The organism is Kosakonia sp. MUSA4, assembly GCF_013085925.1.
GTDB classification, from domain to species: Bacteria; Pseudomonadota; Gammaproteobacteria; order Enterobacterales; family Enterobacteriaceae; genus Kosakonia; species Kosakonia sacchari_B.
The window spans coordinates 4,019,877-4,036,483 of sequence record NZ_CP025697.1 but is presented as its reverse complement, the minus strand read 5'-3'; the positions used below and the strand labels follow the sequence as shown (position 1 = coordinate 4,036,483).

The window sequence follows — 16,607 nt, the reverse complement described above, 5'->3', positions numbered from 1 at the left end:
TTATGGAGCTGCTGATAAAGAAACTGGCGGCCCGGCTGAGATATTTTTATTTGTCTGTCAGAGCATTCTGTATTTTTGTTACAGCAGGGAAAGAACTGTTTAATATTATTAAAGTTGATTAATTTTCTTTATATTATTGATTTGAATTATATTGAAATAAATTGAAATATCGCCAAAGCAATTATCTTCATAATTTCATGTGAGCTTAACCGGGCATAACCGGCGGCAGGTTTTCCCCTGGCCGGATAGCAGCGACTTTTTTCCCGTCCACCAGAAGAATTCAATGAAAACGAACATATCCCCGAGCAATGGCTCCCGCTGGCTCAAATGGCTAATAGTGTTGATTTTGGTGTTGATTGCAGCCGGTGTGGTGTGGCGTCTGCTGCCGATGGGGAAAGGGCCGGGCGGCGATTTCCCTCCGGGTGGCGGTCCAGGAGGTCCGGGCGGGCCGATGGCGAAAAGGGGGGGCGGAACCACGCTGGTGCATAGCGGTACAGCAAGCGCGGCGGATGTGCCGGTCTACCTGAATGCGCTTGGCACCGTGGTCCCCAACGCGTCGGTTACCGTCACCAGCCGGGTGGACGGGCAACTGGAAAAAGTGTTCTTCACCGAAGGGCAAAAAGTGGCAGCCGGGCAGTTGCTGGCGCAGATCGATCCGCGCACTTACCAGGCGACGCTGAAACAGTACCAGGGCGAATTAAGCGAAAACAAAGCGTTGCTGCAAAGCGCAGAGTTGACGCTGGCGCGCTATCGCAAGCTGTATGCGCAGGACTCGCTGGCGCGCCAGGATCTCGATTCGCAAATCGCTACCGTTGGCCAGTATCGCGGTGCAGTGGCGTCCGACGAGGCGCAGATCGCCAGCGCGCAACTGAACATTGAGTACGCGCGCATTACCGCGCCGGTCAGCGGGCGCGTCGGCCTGCGGCTGGTCGATCCGGGCAATATGGTGCAAAGCTCCAGCACCACCGGGCTTGTGATCATTACCCAGATGCAGCCTGCGGCGGTGACCTTCAGCGTGCCGCAAAGCTATATTCCTGAACTGACGAAAACGCTGCACGGCGGCCAGACGTTACCGGCGACCGCTTTCGATGCCGACAACAACAGCGTGCTGGACGAGGGCGCGGTGAAATTCATCAGCAACCAGATCGACACCAGCACCGGTACGGTGACCCTGAAAGCCCTGTTCCCCAATCAGAATGAAGCGCTGTACGCCAACCAGTTTGTCAATCTGCGCTTGCAGACCCGCGTGCTGAAACAGGCCACGGTGGTGCCGTCGCAGGCGCTGCAACTGAGCAGCGATGGCACCTTTGTCTGGCTGATCAACAAAGACAACACCGTTACCCGCAAAGTGGTGACGACCGGCCCGGCCTGGCAGGATAACCAGCAGGTGGTGCTTACAGGCGTTGCGCCGGGCGACAGGCTGGTAACCGAAGGGATCGATCGTCTCAGCGCGGGCAGCAAAGTGTCGGTCGTGGATGAAAGCCCGGCGAAAACGGCAACGGCCAGCGCGAAATGAACCCGTCCCGTCTGTTTATTCAACGTCCGGTCGCCACCATTCTGCTGATGGTCGGCGTGCTGATCAGCGGCATTTTTGCTTACCGTTTTCTCTCGACTTCGGCGCTGCCGCAGGTTGATTACCCGACGATTCAGGTAACTACGCTGTACCCTGGCGCCAGCCCGGATGTGATGGCCTCGTCCGTCACTTCGCCGCTGGAGCGCCAGCTTGGGCAGATGGCGGGGCTCAGCCAGATGACCTCCTCCAGTTCCGGCGGTTCGTCGATCATCACCCTGAAATTCTCGCTTGATTTGTCGCTGGACGTTGCCGAGCAGGAAGTGCAGGCGGCCATCAACGCCGCCAACAATTTGCTGCCCAGCGACCTGCCGAATCCGCCGACCTACAAAAAGGTGAACCCGGCGGATAACGCCGTCATTACGCTGGCGGCCAGCTCGGACACTTTACCGCTGACCAGCGTGCAGGATCTGGTCAACACCCGCGTGGCGCTGAAACTGTCACAGATTTCCGGCGTCGGTATGGTGACGCTGGCGGGCGGCCATCAACCGGCGATTCGCGTGCAGATGGACCCGAAAGCGCTGGCGGCGCACGGCCTGACGCTGGAAGACGTCAATACGCTGATCGGAGACAGCAACGTCAACGGCTCGAAAGGCGGCTTTGACGGCCAGTCCCATTCGGTCACCATCGATGCCAACGACCAACTGCGCACGGCGCAGGAGTACGGCAATCTGATTCTGACGTATCAGAACGGTGCCGCGCTGCGTCTGAAGGACATTGCCCATATTGAGCAGGGGCCGGAAAACAGCTTCCAGTCGGCGTGGGCCAATAACAGCCCGGCGATTGTCATCAGTGTGCAGCGCCAGCCCGGCGCGAATGTGATTCAGGTGGTGGACAGCATCAAAGCGCGGCTGCCGCAGCTTCAGGCGGCGCTGCCGGATGGCGTGAAGATGAGCATTCTTTCGGATCGCACGCAGACCATTCGCGACTCCATCAGCGATGTGCAGTTTGAGTTGATGCTGTCGATCGCGCTGGTGGTGATGGTGACCTTCCTGTTCCTGCGCAGCGTGGCGGCAACGCTCATTCCGAGCATCGCGGTGCCGCTGTCGCTGGTGGGCACGTTTGGCGTGATGTACCTCGCCGGTTTCAGCCTCAATAACCTGTCGCTGATGGCGCTGACCATCGCCACCGGTTTCGTTATTGACGATGCGATTGTGGTGGTGGAGAACATTTCCCGTCGGCTGGAGGAGGGCGAAACGCCGATGCAGGCGGCGCTGAAAGGCTCGCAGCAGATTGGCTTTACCATCATCTCGCTGACTTTTTCGCTGATTGCGGTGCTGATCCCGCTGCTGTTTATGGGCGATGTGGTTGGGCGGTTGTTCCGTGAATTCGCCATTACGCTGGCGGTCTCGATCCTTGTTTCGATGCTGGTGTCGCTGACTCTGACGCCGATGCTCTGCGCTTACCTGCTGCGGCATATTCCGCCGGAACAGCAGTCGCGTTTTTCCCGCAAGGGCGGGGAACTGTTTGACCGGTTAATTCATTACTATGACCGTCTGCTGACGGTGGTGCTTAACCACCGCACGTTAACGTTGCTGGTGGCGCTGGCAACCTTTGCGCTGACCGCCGTGCTCTATATCGCCATTCCGAAAAGCTTCTTCCCGGTGCAGGATACCGGGCTGATTCAGGGGGTGACCATCGCCTCGCAGGACGTGTCGTTCAATGAAATGGCGAAGCGTCAGCAGGCGCTGGCGAAAGTGATTTTGCAGAATCCATCGGTAGAGAGCCTCTCGTCAACCATCGGGATTGATGGCAACAATACCAGCCTCAACAGCGGACGGTTGCAGATCAACCTGAAACCGTTCGCTGAGCGCAGCGATAAAGCGCCGGTGGTGATCAAACAGTTGCAGCAGGCGGCGCAGCAGGTGGTGGGCATTCAGCTCTATCTGCAACAGGCGCAGGATCTGACGGTCAACGACCAGGTGACGCCCAGTCAGTATCAGTTCACCCTTGATGATGCCGACAGCGAAAATCTGCTCACCTGGGCGCCGAAGATGGTGGCAGCGTTGCAAAAGCGCCCGGAATTTAACGGCGTGGTCAGCAACCTGCAATCGCAGGGGCGCGTGGCGTATGTTTCGCTGGATCGCGATAAAGCCGCCCGCTTTGGCATTACCGCTTCCGATGTGGATACGGCGCTGTATAACGCTTTTGGTCAGCGGCTGGTTTCGACCATTTTTACCCAGTCGAACCAGTATCGCGTGGTGCTGGAAGTCGCGCCGCAGTATCAGCAATCACCGGCCTCTTTTGATGATGTCTGGCTGCAACCGTCAACCAGCAGTTCCTCTTCGTCATCAGACAGCAGCTCGACCAGTACTTCGTCGTCCACCAGCTCAACCAGCAGCAGTTCGACCAGTACGACCTCAAGCAGCACCAGCGGCATGGTCCGGCTGACCTCGATTGCCACCATCCACCAGCGCACCGGTTCGCTGATGCATATGCGCCTGAATCAGTTCCCGGCGGCGATGATCTCGTTCAACCTGAACGATGGCTATTCGCTGGAGGACGGGCAAAAAGCGATTGCTGCGGTAAGCGAGCAGTTGCCGTTGCCGTCCAGCATGACCCTGCGCTACCAGGGCGAAACCGACGCCTTCCAGAGCGCCACCAGCAATACGCTGTGGCTGATCCTCGCGGCGCTGCTCACCATGTATGTGGTGCTCGGCATCCTGTATGAAAGTTTTATCCATCCGGTGACCATCCTCTCCACGCTGCCATCGGCGGCGGTGGGCGGTTTGCTGTCGCTGATGCTGGCCGGATCCGATTTCAGCCTGATTGCGCTGATCGGCGTGATCCTGCTGATCGGCATCGTGAAAAAGAACGCCATTATGATGATCGACTTTGCGCTGGAGGCCGAATACAAGCAGCGGCTCAGCCCGCGTGAGGCGATTCATCAGGCGTGTTTATTACGTTTTCGACCGATCATGATGACCACGATGGCGGCGCTGCTTGGCGCGCTGCCGCTGATGCTGGCTTCCGGTTCGGGCGCGGAACTGCGCCAGCCGCTGGGGCTGGTGATTGTCGGCGGGCTGGTGGTCAGCCAGATGCTGACGCTGTTCACCACGCCGGTGATTTATTTGTGGTTTGACGCTCTCGCCACGCGCGGTAACCGCTGGATAAAACGTCGGCAGCAGGCGAAATCATGAACCTGACGCGTCTGTTTATCTTCCGCCCGGTTGCCACGCTGCTGATCACGCTGGCTATCCTGCTGCTGGGTAGCCTCGGATACCGGCTGTTGCCGGTCGCACCGCTGCCGCAGGTGGATTTCCCGACCATTATGGTCAGCGCCAGCCTTGCCGGTGCCAGCCCGGAAACCATGGCGGCCACCGTTGCCACGCCGCTGGAGCGCTCGCTGGGGCAAATCGCCGGTATTACCGAGATGACCTCCAGCAGTTCACAGGGATCGGCAAGCATTGTTTTGCAGTTCGATCTCGACCGCGACATCAACGGCGCCGCCCGCGACGTGCAGGCGGCCATTAATGCCGCGCGTAGCCTGCTGCCGAGCAGCATGGAGTCGCTGCCGACGTACCGCAAAGCCAACCCGTCCGATGCGCCGATCGTGATGCTGGCGCTGACCTCTTCGACGCGCTCGCCGGGTGAACTCTACGATCTGGCGGAAAGCAAAATTGAGCAGGCCATCGGGCAGGTGAAAGGTGTTGGGGAAGTGTCATTGATGGGCAGCGCCTTGCCCGCGGTGCGTATCGATCTGCAACCGCAGCGCCTGACGCAGTACGGCATTTCACTCGACACCGTGCGCAAGGCTGTCGCCAACAGCACCACCAATCTGCCGAAAGGCATGTTGCAGGGCGACACGCAATCCTGGGTGGTGGATGGCAACGGCCAGCTCGACAAAGCTGCGCAGTACCGCTCACTTGTCATTACCTATCAGAATGGCAAAGCGCTGCGCCTGAGCGATGTCGCCAACGTCTATGACTCGATCGAAGATAAATACCAGGCCGGTTTCCTCAATGGCAGCCCGTCAGTGATGCTGGGTATCAAGCGCCAGGCGGGTGCCAATATGCTGGAGACCATCGATGCGGTGAAAGCGCAGCTTCCGCAGCTTGAGAAAGAGCTGCCAGCGGATACGCAGCTCAAAGTGGTGGTCGATCGTTCAGGTACGGTGCGCGAATCGCTGTATGACACCGAAGAGACATTGCTGATCGCCGTGCTGCTGGTGATCGCGGTGGTGTTTGTCTTTCTGCGCAATGCACAGGCGGTGCTGATCCCGGCGCTGGCGCTGCCGGTGTCGCTGATTGGCACCTGCGCGGTGATGTATCTGCTCGGTTACAGCCTCGATAACCTCTCGTTGATGGCGCTGATTATCTCCACCGGCTTTGTTGTTGATGACGCGATTGTGGTGCTGGAGAACATTGCCCGCCATATCGAAGAGGGGCTAAGCCCGTTACACGCGGCCCTGCGCGGCGCGCGCGAGGTCAGTTTCACCGTACTGTCGATGACCGTTTCGCTGGTGGCGGTGTTTATTCCTATCCTGCTGATGGGCGGCATTATCGGCAGGCTGTTCCGCGAATTCGCCGTGACGCTTAGCGTGGCGCTGCTGATTTCGATGTTCGTCTCCCTCAGCCTGACGCCAATGTTGTGCTCGCGGCTGCTGAAAGCCAAACCCGCCGTTAGTGAACGCCGTCATCCGCTGTACCAGTGGATTGAAAAGCAGCTCAACCGCCTGCTGGCGGCCTACTCGCGGCGGCTGACGTGGGTGATGGCGCACCAGAAAGTGGTGATGTTAAGCCTGCTGCTCACCGTCATTCTCAACGTGTTTCTCTACAGCGTGGTGCAGAAAGGTTTCTTCCCCGATCAGGATACCGGGCTGCTGATGGGCGCGGTACGTGCCGATCAGAATATCTCCTTCCAGGCGATGGAGCCGAAAGTGCAGATGTTCACCAAACTGATCGAGGCCGATCCGGCGGTGGACAGCGTGATGTCATCGATGGGCAGCGGCATGTTCGGTTCGCGCAACAGCGCTAACTTCTTTGTCCGGCTGAAGGATTTTAGCCAGCGCGACGCCACCGCGACTGAAATTGCCAACCGGCTGAGCAGGCAAACCAGCCACGTGCCCGGTGCGCAAATGTTCCTGATGGCGGCGCAGGATCTGCACATTGGCGGGCGCAGCGCCAACGCCAGTTATCAATACAGCCTGCAAGCTGACGATCTCGATTTGCTGCGCCAGTGGACGCCAAAAGTTCAGGCGGCGCTGGCGGCGATCCCGCAACTGAACAGCGTGGATTCCGACTCGCAAACCGGCGGCCAGGAAGTGGTGTTGCAGATCGATCGCGATCGCGCCAGCCGCCTCGGCGTCAACGTCAGCATGCTTGATACCCTGCTGAATAATGCGTTCAGCCAGCGGCAGATCGCCACCCTCTATCACACGCTGAACCAGTACCACGTGGTGATGACGCTCGCCGATAACTACACCCGCGATCCGGCGATATTGCAGGAACTGTTTGTGATTAATGACGATGGCGACCGCGTGCCGCTGGCGGCGTTTGTCTCGATTGTCAGCGGGAACGCGCCGCTGTCGGTGGCGCACCAGGGGCAGTCGGCGACCAGCACGGTCGCCTTTAACCTCAACGATGGCGTCTCGCTGGAGCAGGCGCAGAGCCTGATTAAAACCGCGATGGCGAAAATCGGTTTACCCGCGTCGATTCAGGCCGGGTTCCAGGGCACGGCGAAAGCCTATGAGGAGCTGGCGGCCACTATGCCGTGGCTGATCGTCGCTGCGCTGGCGGCGATCTATATCGTGCTGGGCGTGCTGTATGAGAGCTACATTCACCCGCTGACGATCCTCTCCACGCTGCCATCGGCGGGCGTTGGCGCGCTGCTGCTGTTACTGCTCAGCAATACCCAACTGACGGTGATCGCCCTGATCGGCATCATCCTGCTGATTGGCATCGTCAAGAAGAACGCCATCATGATGATCGACTTCGCGCTGGATGCCGAACGGCGGCTGGGAATGACGCCGCAGCAGGCGATCGTGCAGGCCTGCCTGATGCGCTTTCGCCCGATCATGATGACCACTCTTGCCGCCTTTTTTGGCGCCTTGCCGCTGGCGCTGGGCAGCGGCGGCGATGCCGATTTACGCAGCCCGCTGGGGCTGGCAATTGCCGGTGGTCTGGCGCTCAGCCAGCTACTGACGCTGTTTACGACGCCGGTGGTTTACCTCTGGCTCGATACGCTTAGCCGCGCGACCCGCCGTCAGTGGCGTCGTCTGCGCCATGCAGGATCCTGATTGATGAAAATGTCGTTACGTTTGACTCCGGTCATCTTATTGCTGCTTGGCGGCTGTACCGTCGGCCCGGACTATCAGCGCCCGTCAATGGCGCTGCCGGTTCACTACAAAGAGGCGCGCGGTTGGCAGCAGGCAACGCCGCAGGATGCTGCCCGTAAAGGCGAGTGGTGGGCGGTTTACCGCGATCCGCAACTCGACGCGCTGCTGCGCCAGGTGAGCCTCTCCAACCAGAACGTCGCCAGTTACGCCGCGCTGTATCGCCAGGCGTTAGCGCTGGCGGCGCAGTCGCGCGCCGGGCTATTCCCTTCTGTCAGTTATGACGCCAGCACCACCCGCAGCAGCAGCCAGAGCAACGGGCAGCGCAGCACCGGCAATGCGCACCAGGCGGAGCTCAGCGCCAGCTGGGAACTGGATCTGTGGGGGAAACAGCGGCGTACGCTGGAAGAGAACCGCGCCAGCGCCGAAGCCAGCGCGGCTGAGCTGGCAAACATGACGCTGAGCGCGCAATCCGAACTGGCGCAGGACTATTTCGAACTGCGGGTGATGGACGAAAAAATCGCCCTCTACCAGCGCAGCGTTGCCGCTTATGAACGCTATCTGACGGTCATCAACAACAAATATCAGGCAGGAAGCGAATCGCGCGGCACGCTGGCGCAGGCGCAAATGCAGCTGGAAAGCGCCCGCTCGACCGCGCAGGACTACCAGTGGCAACGCGCGCAACTGGAGCACGCCATCGCCATTCTGCTGGGTAAAGCGCCTGCCGATTTCAGCCTGCCGGTGGCAAAACTTAACGCCACGATGCCTGCCATTCCGCAAACCTTGCCCGCCGGGTTGTTGCAGCGCCGACCGGACATTGCCGAAGCCGAGCGTAACGTCGCCGCGGCCAATGCGGCGATTGGCGTGGCGGTGGCCGGTTACTACCCGGACCTGAGCTTAAGCGCCAGCGGCGGCGTCAGCGCTTCTGCTATTCGGAACCTGTTCTCGCTGCCGAACCGCGTCTGGTCGTTGGGGCCGTCGCTGAGCGGGACGCTGCTCGATTTCGGCGCGACGTCTGCGGAAGTTGATCAGGCGCGCGCGGCGTATGACAGCAAAGTCGCGACCTACCGGCAAACGGTGCTGGAAGCGTTGCAGGAAGTGGAAGACGAGCTGGTGGAACTGAATACCCTGCAAGGGGAAATTGCCGCGCAGCAGCGCGCTTCCGATGCCGCGCAGGAATCCGCGCGCGTGACCCGCAACCAGTATGAAGCCGGGATGATTGATTACCTCGACGTAGCCACTACCGAAAACAGCAGCCTGAGTGAGCAGCAGAGCCTGCTGTCGCTACAGAGTACGCAGTGGGTGGCGAGCGTCGAACTGATTGCCGCGCTCGGCGGCGGCTGGCATGCCAGCCCGTCCGAATAATGTTTTGTTTTACCCGTGATGTCCCTGAGGAGTGGATATGAAAAAAGTGGTTTTTGCAGTGCTGATGTTAGCCAGCGCCTGTGCGCTGACCGGTTGTATTGGCCCCTGGGGACCGTGGGGACCCGGCGGTGGTGGCCCTGGCGGTGGCGGTCACGGCGGTGGTGGTGGTATGTATCAGGGGCCGGGGATGCGGTAATCAACGAACAAAAGGCGCAGGATGCGCCTTTTTTAGATGAGATACGGATGGTAAAGCTAAAAGATCACTCTTTTTGTTTTTTTGCCACGTTATCAATTAAGTCCGGCACAAAGCGTTCAGAAAAACCAGCGATAAAAGACATGCAGATAATGGCCTGTATATTTCCTTTAATTAAGGGAAGAAAAAGATCGGACATTACGCCAAGTAAAACCAGTACGCCGAAAGAGGCACCAATAATTAAACGAGAAATACTTTCGCAATATAAGCCGTAGTTGCTGATATAGCCGTCGGTCTCTACTGTTTTATTCCGTTGTAAGCTCGACACCATTGAGCCAACGACGCCTGCGCCGGCACACAAAAAATATTTTGTCAGTTCCGGAAGCCACCAGGAGAGGAAAAAAGCAGTAGCGATAAAGATCGCGCTTACGCTGGCATTGGTGATAAACAGCCACAGTTTCAGATGTGATTGTACCTTCGCAGCGACAAAGGTTCTCACCTCATCAAAACAGGCTTTGATTTCCTGTGGATTATCTTTTGAGAAGGCCATAGACAATGCTGCCCCGAGCTTACTGGCAATAGCTTCGCTGTAGTTTTCATTAAGGCATTGTTCCGCCATGGAATTTGTATTCTCCAATTCAGCCTGCGCGAGTTTTACATTTTCTGAGGGGGTACGACAGTGCCACCAGGTAACGGTGTTTTTTCGTGTGATGTAGATACAATATTGTGCGCTTCTTATAACTATTCTTTTTATCTCGCCTTTGTTTCTTTCGTAATATTCATATGCATCTTTGTAGAGTTGAGCAATATTTTGTTCTTCCTGCGCTCTTAGGCTACTGTTCAAGGCACTGGCGATAAGTCTGTAAGCATTTATAGCATTGTGTTTGGTCAGGTTAATCGATATCAGACTGTTTAATCGACAAAACTCTGCATGCGATTTTTTTGCATGATCCGGTATATGGTTTATAAACCATGATAATTCATCCCTGGGGTTTAAATAGATAATGAATTTATCCGTCCGATGCAATTCGGTGGCAATGTTCCTGATATCTAAATGGTAATTTCGCTTGTAGTAGGCGGCATCATCTTCAATAGCGTTGTTTTGTGGTGGGTTAGTCTCTTCATTCATCATTGTTGGTCCTTTATCTCAATAACCCATTGAACTCTGAATACATGGTTTATGGCTGGCTCTTTCGCCAGCACAGAAATTCACTGCTGGTGACCCGTTATCGGCAGCTTGCGGTAAAACTGCGATTGTTAACGCCGGGTTTTCCACGATTTTGATGCGCTGCGCAGCAAATCGCGCAGCGTGCGGATCAGGATCTCTTTGCTGCGCCCGCGGCGGAAGATCAAGGAAAACGGCGCCTGATAGCCGTAATCGGTCGGCAGCAGGGCGCGCAGGCGTTGCTGCTGCACCCACGGCAGCGCGTAGTGTTCCGGTAAATAACCAATGTATTTCCCGGACAGGATCAGCATCAACTGTGCTTCCATACTCTCCACGCTGGCCACGCTCTGTTTAAAACCTTTTTTACCCAAATCTGCCGCGCTCCAGTAGCTGCGGGTTACCATGCGCATCTGCGAAATATGCGCGACGGTCGGATGGCGCACGCCGAATAATTCGTGCTGATCGCTGCAATATAACCAGTGCTGCTCGCGGTACAGCGGGTGCGAAACCACGCTGTTTCCCTGTAATGAAAAGGTGCCGACAGCGATATCCAGCTCGTTATTTAAAATGCCGTGCAGCAGGGCGTTCGGGTTTTTGATTTGCAGATTCAGATGCACAAGCGGAAAGAGATCGCTGAACTGCCCAATCGCATCGGTGATCGGCAGCATCGGGTCGGTAATGGTCGAGTCGATGACGCCAAGGTTGAGCGTTCCGCCCTGTTCGCCGCGCAGCGAGGCGGTATAGCGCTCAAAGTTTTCCAGCGTATTCAGCAGCGTCATGCTTTGCTGCAAATACGCTTCGCCTTTCGGCGTGAGCGCAAAACCTCCCCGGCCCCGGCGGCACAGCACAAAACCCAGCTTCTCTTCCAGCTCGCTCATGTAATTACTGATGGCTGATACCGTCAGGTTGAGATCCTGTTGCGCGCTGGCAAAGCCCTGATGTTTCGCCACGGTGACGAAAATATGCATTAACCGCAGATTGGGAAATTTTGCAGCCATGACAGTCGATTGCCCTCTTTTTTGCGCTCTATTAGTTTTCACTTTTCTAAACTAATTTTTTGTATTTTGCTATTTTTTCGCCGTTTCCCCCCGGGCACTATCTTCGCAACATACCCTGTATTGCGAGGAGCGAGTCCGCATGGAAACTCTTTTTCACCAGCCGCAGAGCGGTAACGACATGCCCCGTTTCGCCGGGCGCAGCACCATGATGCGTTTGCCGTACTGCGATAGCCCGGCCGGGCTGGATGTGGCGTTTGTCGGCATTCCGCTGGATGTCGGTACGTCGCAGCGAGCCGGTACCCGCTATGGCCCGCGCCACATCCGCAGCGAATCGGTGATGATTCGCCCGTACAACATGGCGACCGGCGCTGCGCCGTTTGAGTCATTGCAGGTGGGCGACATTGGCGATGTGCCGATCAATACCTACAGCCTGCTGAAGTCTGTCGATCTTATCGAAGCGTTTTATAGCGAACTCAATGCGTGGCCGGTGATCCCGCTGACGCTCGGCGGCGATCACACGCTGACGTTACCGATCCTGCGCGCGCTTGCCAAAAAACATGGCCCGGTCGGGCTGATTCATGTGGATGCCCACACCGACACCAATGACGAGATGTTTGGCGAGAAGATTGCCCACGGCACCACCTTCCGCCGGGCGGTGGAAGAGGGGCTGCTGGACTGCAAACGCGTGATACAGATTGGCCAACGCGCGCAGGGCTATGCCAGCGGCGATTTTCAGTGGGGCGTGGATCAGGGATTTCGCCTGATCCCGGTGGAAGCGTGCTGGCACAAAAGCCTGACGCCGCTGATGGCGGAGATCCGCGAAATGCTCGGCGACGGGCCGGTCTACCTCTCCTATGACATTGACAGCATCGATCCCGCCTGGGCGCCGGGCACCGGCACGCCGGAAGTCGGCGGGCTGAGCGCGATTCAGGCGCTGGAGATTGTGCGTGGCTGCCGCGGGTTGAACCTGATTGGCGGCGATTTGGTGGAGGTCTCTCCGCCTTACGATATCAGCGGCATCACGGCGCAGCTTGGCGCCAACCTGCTGTATGAAATGTTGTGTGTGTTGCCCGGTGTTCATTATCAGGGGGAAAAACGTCAGTGAATCATTCAACGCCAGTGGATTACCCGCAGCCGCAAAGCGGCGAAATTCCGCGCTACAGCGGGCTGCCTACCTTTTTTCGCCTGCCGTTTGGCGCGCAAATTGCATCGCTCGATATTGGCGTGGTCGGCGTGCCGTGGGACGGCGGCACCACCAACCGGGCGGGAACCCGGCACGGCCCGCGTGAATTACGCAATGCCTCCAGCCTGGTACGGCGGGTGCATCCGGTGACCTTTCAGTCACCGTATGACCTGGCCCGCGTCGGTGATTTGGGGGATGTGCCGGTCAACCCGGTGGATGTACAGGACACGCTGGCGCTGATCGAAGCCTGGTATCGCGCGCTGCATGAGCAAAAGGTGATGCCGTTGACTGCCGGTGGCGATCACCTGACGACGTTACCCATTTTGCGGGCGTTAGGGCGTGAGCAGCCGCTGGGAATGATCCATTTTGATGCACATTCCGATACCAACGACACCTATTTCGGCGGCGAGCGTTTTACCCACGGCACACCGTTTCGTCGCGCGGTGGAAGAGGGCGTGCTGGATCCGAAACGCACCGTGCAGATTGGCATTCGCGGCGCGTTGTTCAGTGAAAAAGATCATGGTTGGGCTGAGGCCAACGGCATCACGGTGATCCGCATGGAGCAGGTGGCCGAAGAGGGCATGGCGGCTGTCATGGCGCGGGCCAGAGCCATTGTGGGCCAGCAGCCGACCTATGTGAGTTTTGATATTGATGTGCTGGACCCGGTGTACGCGCCGGGCACCGGAACGCCGGAAATCGGCGGGCTGACCTCGCTACAGGGGCAGCAAGGGATCCGTTTATTACAGGGGTTAAATCTGGTAGGGGCCGATGTGGTGGAAGTCTCGCCGCCGTTCGATCAGGGCCATCTGACCAGCCTGACCGGCGCCACCATGATGTTTGAACTACTTTGCCAGCTTGCGGATGCGCATCATCGGCGGCGGCTTTCTACAGGAGCAGGGGAATGAAAAAAATGAAAATGTTACGTGGGCTTTGCGCCGCAGCGGCGCTGATGGCGGGCATGTCGGCGGCCAGCGCCGCAGACGGCATTCTGACGCCCGGTGAGCTGAAAGTCGGGCTGGAAGTGGCCTATCCGCCGTTTGAATCCTGGCAGGATAATAAAATTGTTGGTTTTGATGCTGAGCTTGCACAGCTCCTTAGCGATCAAATGGGCCTGAAACTGCAACTGGCCGACACCAAATTCGCCGGGTTGATCCTCGGGCTGAACGCCAATCGTCACGACACGGTGATTTCTGCGCTGTACATCACCGAAGGGCGCACCGCGCAGGCCGACGCCATTCCTTATGCCGATACCGGGGCCTACATTATGGTGCGCAGCGACAGCAAGGTCGCGCCAAAAACCGAACAGGATCTGTGCGGCTTAACCGTCGGTTTGCAGCAGGGCACTTCATGGGTGACCAAGCTGCGTGACCTGTCGGAAAGTTACTGCAAAGCAAACGGCAAAGAACGTATCACCGTGAAAGAGTTCCCCACCGCGCCGGAAACGTTGCAGGCTCTGCTTTCCGGCAATGTGCAGGCGCAGGTGGATATTGCCGGGGCGGTGAGTATGTTCGCCGAGCGCAGCAATGGCCGCGTCAAAATCACCTCGCCGCAGACCATTTATCCGCAGACGCTGGGGATTTATGTGAAGAAAGGCAACACCGCGCTGAAAACCGAAATCACCGCCGCGCTGAACGCCCTGCGTGAAAACGGCAAATACGCTGCGCTGCTGCAGAAATACGCCCGTTATGGCATCACCGAAACCCAGGCGCGCTGATAGCGCCTGGCCTCACCAGATAAGGGAGCGGCACGCATGACATTTAACTGGGACTACTTCTTTTCACTGTTTTCGATGGCGGCATTCTGGCAAGCCAGCGTCACCGTAGTGGAACTCAGCGTGCTTGCCTGGTGCGCGGGACTGGTGCTGGGGTTTGTGGTCGCCAGCGCCAGGTTATCCGGCCCTCTCTGGCTGAAAAGCGTTTGCCAGGTCTACATCTGGTTGTTTCGCAGCGTGCCGTTGCTGGTGCTGGTGGTGTTTGTTTATAACCTGCCGCAGATGTTTCCGGCCAGCGGTGCGGTGCTCGGCAATGCTTTTTTTGCCGGGCTTCTCGCCACCATTCTGGTTGAAGTGGCTTATATGGCGGAGATCCACCGTGGCGGCCTGATCTCGGTGGCGAAAGGCCAGCATGAGGCTGGTCATGCGCTGGGTTTCAGCTACCTCGGCATTCAGCGCAAGGTGGTGATCCCGCAGGCGCTGCGCATTGCGTTACCGGCGCTGGTGAATGAGTTTATTACCATTGTTAAACAGACTTCGCTGGTGTCGGTAATTTCTCTGCCGGAGCTGCTGATGACCGGGCAGCGGCTCTACGCGGAAAACTTTCTGGTGATGGAGACGCTGGCGGCCGTGGCGGTCTATTACGTGCTGATCGTTTCCGTCTTCAGTTTGCTGTTCCAGGTGCTGGAGCGCTGGGCGAACGTGCAGGTGAAAACCCCGCAAACCCTGCATGATAACCAGCTTGACGCGCTGCGCCAGCAGGCCGTGCCGCTGACCAAACGTCAGGCCGGAGAACAGCACGGCGCACCCGACGCGCTGTTGATGAAACAGATCCAGAAAACCTGGGGGCAAAACCCGGTGTTTAAGGATATTGATTTGCGGGTTGCGCCCGGCGAAGTGGTCAGCGTGATCGGGCCTTCCGGTTCCGGGAAAACCACGCTTATTCGCAGTATCAACGGTCTGGAAACGCTGGACAGCGGTGAGATTGTGCTGTTCGGTGAGAGTTTTATTCAGGCTGGCGACAACCGCCACTCCCGCTTACGTAAGCAGGGCATTCGCCGCATCGGCATGGTTTTTCAGGGTTTTAATCTGTTCCCGCATTACACCATTTTGCAGAACGTGATGCTGGCGCAGCGTTATCACCAGCAGCCGGAGCAGGAGTCCGCACGGCGTGCGCAGGCGCTGTGGCTGCTGGATAAAGTCGGCCTGCTGGCGCATATGAATAAATATCCGCACCAGCTTTCCGGCGGGCAGCAGCAGCGGGTGGCAATTGCCCGCGCGCTGGCGCTGTCGCCGGACATTATGCTGTTCGACGAACCGACCTCGGCACTGGATCCGGAACGCGTCGGCGAAGTACTGAAAGTGATAAGCGACCTCGCGCGGGAAGGGATGACAATGGTGATTGTGACCCACGAAATGGATTTTGCGCTGGCGATTTCCGACCGCGTGGTGCTGATGGATAACGGCACTATTCAGGCCGATACCACGCCGGAAAATATCCGCCACGGCGAAGCGACACCGGCGCTGCAGCGCATCCGCCAGTTTATGGGGGTGAATGGCGCGAAAGTAGCGTGAAGTAGAAACTGCTGCGCTCTGTCATTTAGCGGGCACAGGTTGGATGCAAACCCCGGCGGGTTCAGGTCTGTCGGGGTTTTTATTTTATGGCGCCAGACGGACTTCGGTTAGGCGATGAACAAACGCGTAAAATGTGGGCCAGGTTTATCCGGCCTGGGGAAAAGAATAATCTGGAATATTTTTCTAAATTAAGAATGGGCTGGCTGAGGGTGACGACTTTTCTTTTCCCCTGACAGAAAAGTGAGGTGTCATATTTATTGGTGCAACCTGTTAGGTGTTTGTATTGTAATGATTTTAAAAATCCTATCATCAATAATTAATCTTAATGTGAATAAGTTTTTACTTTTATTAAATTCCCCCCAATGAATTTGACTGATTTTCTTTTGTTATTATTTATGTCATGCTTTTTTACATCCATTATTGCTGGGCGCGATTTTAATGTAATGATGGTTGTAGTTCAAAAATAACGTTTTTGTATTTTATAAAATCGCTAAATAACTACATGGAAAAAATTCTTCTTGTTGGCGTTGTTGTTATCGTGTGCCAGAGCATGGGTTGCCGTTATTTATAATA

General features: G+C 57.2%; 11 protein-coding genes. 9 read left to right on the top strand and 2 right to left on the bottom strand.

Annotated elements, in window-relative coordinates:
* Positions 1 to 283: 283 nt before the first annotated feature.
* From C0557_RS19040 to C0557_RS19020, 5 genes are read left to right on the top strand one after another with little or no spacing between them, the layout of a single operon-like run.
* The gene (locus C0557_RS19040; protein WP_208660238.1) at positions 284 to 1,516 is read left to right on the top strand and encodes an efflux RND transporter periplasmic adaptor subunit; all 1,233 of its coding nucleotides are present in this window, start codon (positions 284 to 286) and stop codon (positions 1,514 to 1,516) included.
* Positions 1,513 to 4,710 (top strand): efflux RND transporter permease subunit, encoded by a 3,198-nt coding sequence (locus C0557_RS19035; RefSeq protein ID WP_208660236.1) that lies wholly within the window; start codon positions 1,513 to 1,515, stop codon positions 4,708 to 4,710. Before C0557_RS19040 ends, C0557_RS19035 begins: the two co-directional genes overlap by 4 nt.
* A complete protein-coding gene (locus C0557_RS19030) occupies positions 4,707 to 7,808 on the top strand; it encodes a multidrug efflux RND transporter permease subunit (RefSeq protein WP_208660234.1) in 3,102 nt (1,033 codons plus the stop codon). The genes C0557_RS19035 and C0557_RS19030 overlap by 4 nt, the downstream gene beginning before the upstream one ends.
* Before the next feature lie 9 nt (positions 7,809 to 7,817).
* Complete coding sequence (locus C0557_RS19025; protein ID WP_371813270.1) at positions 7,818 to 9,209, top strand: efflux transporter outer membrane subunit; 1,392 nt, start codon at positions 7,818 to 7,820, stop codon at positions 9,207 to 9,209.
* Between the two features lie 37 nt (positions 9,210 to 9,246).
* Positions 9,247 to 9,405, top strand: a complete 159-nt coding sequence (locus C0557_RS19020; RefSeq protein WP_007370685.1) for a hypothetical protein — start codon at positions 9,247 to 9,249, stop codon at positions 9,403 to 9,405.
* A gap of 64 nt (positions 9,406 to 9,469) precedes the next feature.
* Here C0557_RS19020 and C0557_RS19015 read toward each other — a convergent pair whose 3' ends face one another.
* Complete coding sequence (locus C0557_RS19015) at positions 9,470 to 10,534, bottom strand: hypothetical protein (RefSeq protein ID WP_208660230.1); 1,065 nt, start codon at positions 10,532 to 10,534, stop codon at positions 9,470 to 9,472.
* A gap of 125 nt (positions 10,535 to 10,659) precedes the next feature.
* The gene (locus tag C0557_RS19010) at positions 10,660 to 11,565 is read right to left on the bottom strand and encodes a LysR family transcriptional regulator (RefSeq protein WP_007370686.1); all 906 of its coding nucleotides are present in this window, start codon (positions 11,563 to 11,565) and stop codon (positions 10,660 to 10,662) included.
* A 139-nt stretch (positions 11,566 to 11,704) separates the two neighbouring features.
* Here C0557_RS19010 and speB (C0557_RS19005) point away from each other — a divergent pair, with 139 nt between their 5' ends.
* From speB (C0557_RS19005) to C0557_RS18990, 4 genes are read left to right on the top strand one after another with little or no spacing between them, the layout of a single operon-like run.
* Entirely contained in the window at positions 11,705 to 12,670 is a 966-nt protein-coding gene (gene speB / locus C0557_RS19005; RefSeq protein WP_208660228.1) for an agmatinase, read from the top strand.
* Positions 12,667 to 13,653 (top strand): agmatinase, encoded by a 987-nt coding sequence (gene speB / locus C0557_RS19000; protein ID WP_208660225.1) that lies wholly within the window; start codon positions 12,667 to 12,669, stop codon positions 13,651 to 13,653. The genes speB (C0557_RS19005) and speB (C0557_RS19000) overlap by 4 nt, the downstream gene beginning before the upstream one ends.
* The gene (locus C0557_RS18995) at positions 13,650 to 14,462 is read left to right on the top strand and encodes an ABC transporter substrate-binding protein (RefSeq protein WP_208660222.1); all 813 of its coding nucleotides are present in this window, start codon (positions 13,650 to 13,652) and stop codon (positions 14,460 to 14,462) included. The genes speB (C0557_RS19000) and C0557_RS18995 overlap by 4 nt, the downstream gene beginning before the upstream one ends.
* Before the next feature lie 36 nt (positions 14,463 to 14,498).
* Positions 14,499 to 16,034, top strand: coding sequence for an amino acid ABC transporter permease/ATP-binding protein (locus C0557_RS18990; RefSeq protein ID WP_208660220.1), 1,536 nt, complete (start codon positions 14,499 to 14,501; stop codon positions 16,032 to 16,034).
* Positions 16,035 to 16,607: the final 573 nt, after the last annotated feature.

What these genes read in the sequence shown, in the direction of transcription:
- C0557_RS19040 (WP_208660238.1), top strand. Translation starts at nt 284, where the DNA reads ATGAAAACGAACATATCCCCGAGCAATGGCTCCCGCTGGCTCAAATGG.
- C0557_RS19035 (WP_208660236.1), top strand. Translation starts at nt 1,513, where the DNA reads ATGAACCCGTCCCGTCTGTTTATTCAACGTCCGGTCGCCACCATTCTG.
- C0557_RS19030 (WP_208660234.1), top strand. Translation starts at nt 4,707, where the DNA reads ATGAACCTGACGCGTCTGTTTATCTTCCGCCCGGTTGCCACGCTGCTG.
- C0557_RS19025 (WP_371813270.1), top strand. Translation starts at nt 7,818, where the DNA reads ATGTCGTTACGTTTGACTCCGGTCATCTTATTGCTGCTTGGCGGCTGT.
- C0557_RS19020 (WP_007370685.1), top strand. Translation starts at nt 9,247, where the DNA reads ATGAAAAAAGTGGTTTTTGCAGTGCTGATGTTAGCCAGCGCCTGTGCG.
- C0557_RS19015 (WP_208660230.1), bottom strand. Translation starts at nt 10,534, where the DNA reads ATGATGAATGAAGAGACTAACCCACCACAAAACAACGCTATTGAAGAT.
- C0557_RS19010 (WP_007370686.1), bottom strand. Translation starts at nt 11,565, where the DNA reads ATGGCTGCAAAATTTCCCAATCTGCGGTTAATGCATATTTTCGTCACC.
- speB (WP_208660228.1), top strand. Translation starts at nt 11,705, where the DNA reads ATGGAAACTCTTTTTCACCAGCCGCAGAGCGGTAACGACATGCCCCGT.
- C0557_RS18995 (WP_208660222.1), top strand. Translation starts at nt 13,650, where the DNA reads ATGAAAAAAATGAAAATGTTACGTGGGCTTTGCGCCGCAGCGGCGCTG.
- C0557_RS18990 (WP_208660220.1), top strand. Translation starts at nt 14,499, where the DNA reads ATGACATTTAACTGGGACTACTTCTTTTCACTGTTTTCGATGGCGGCA.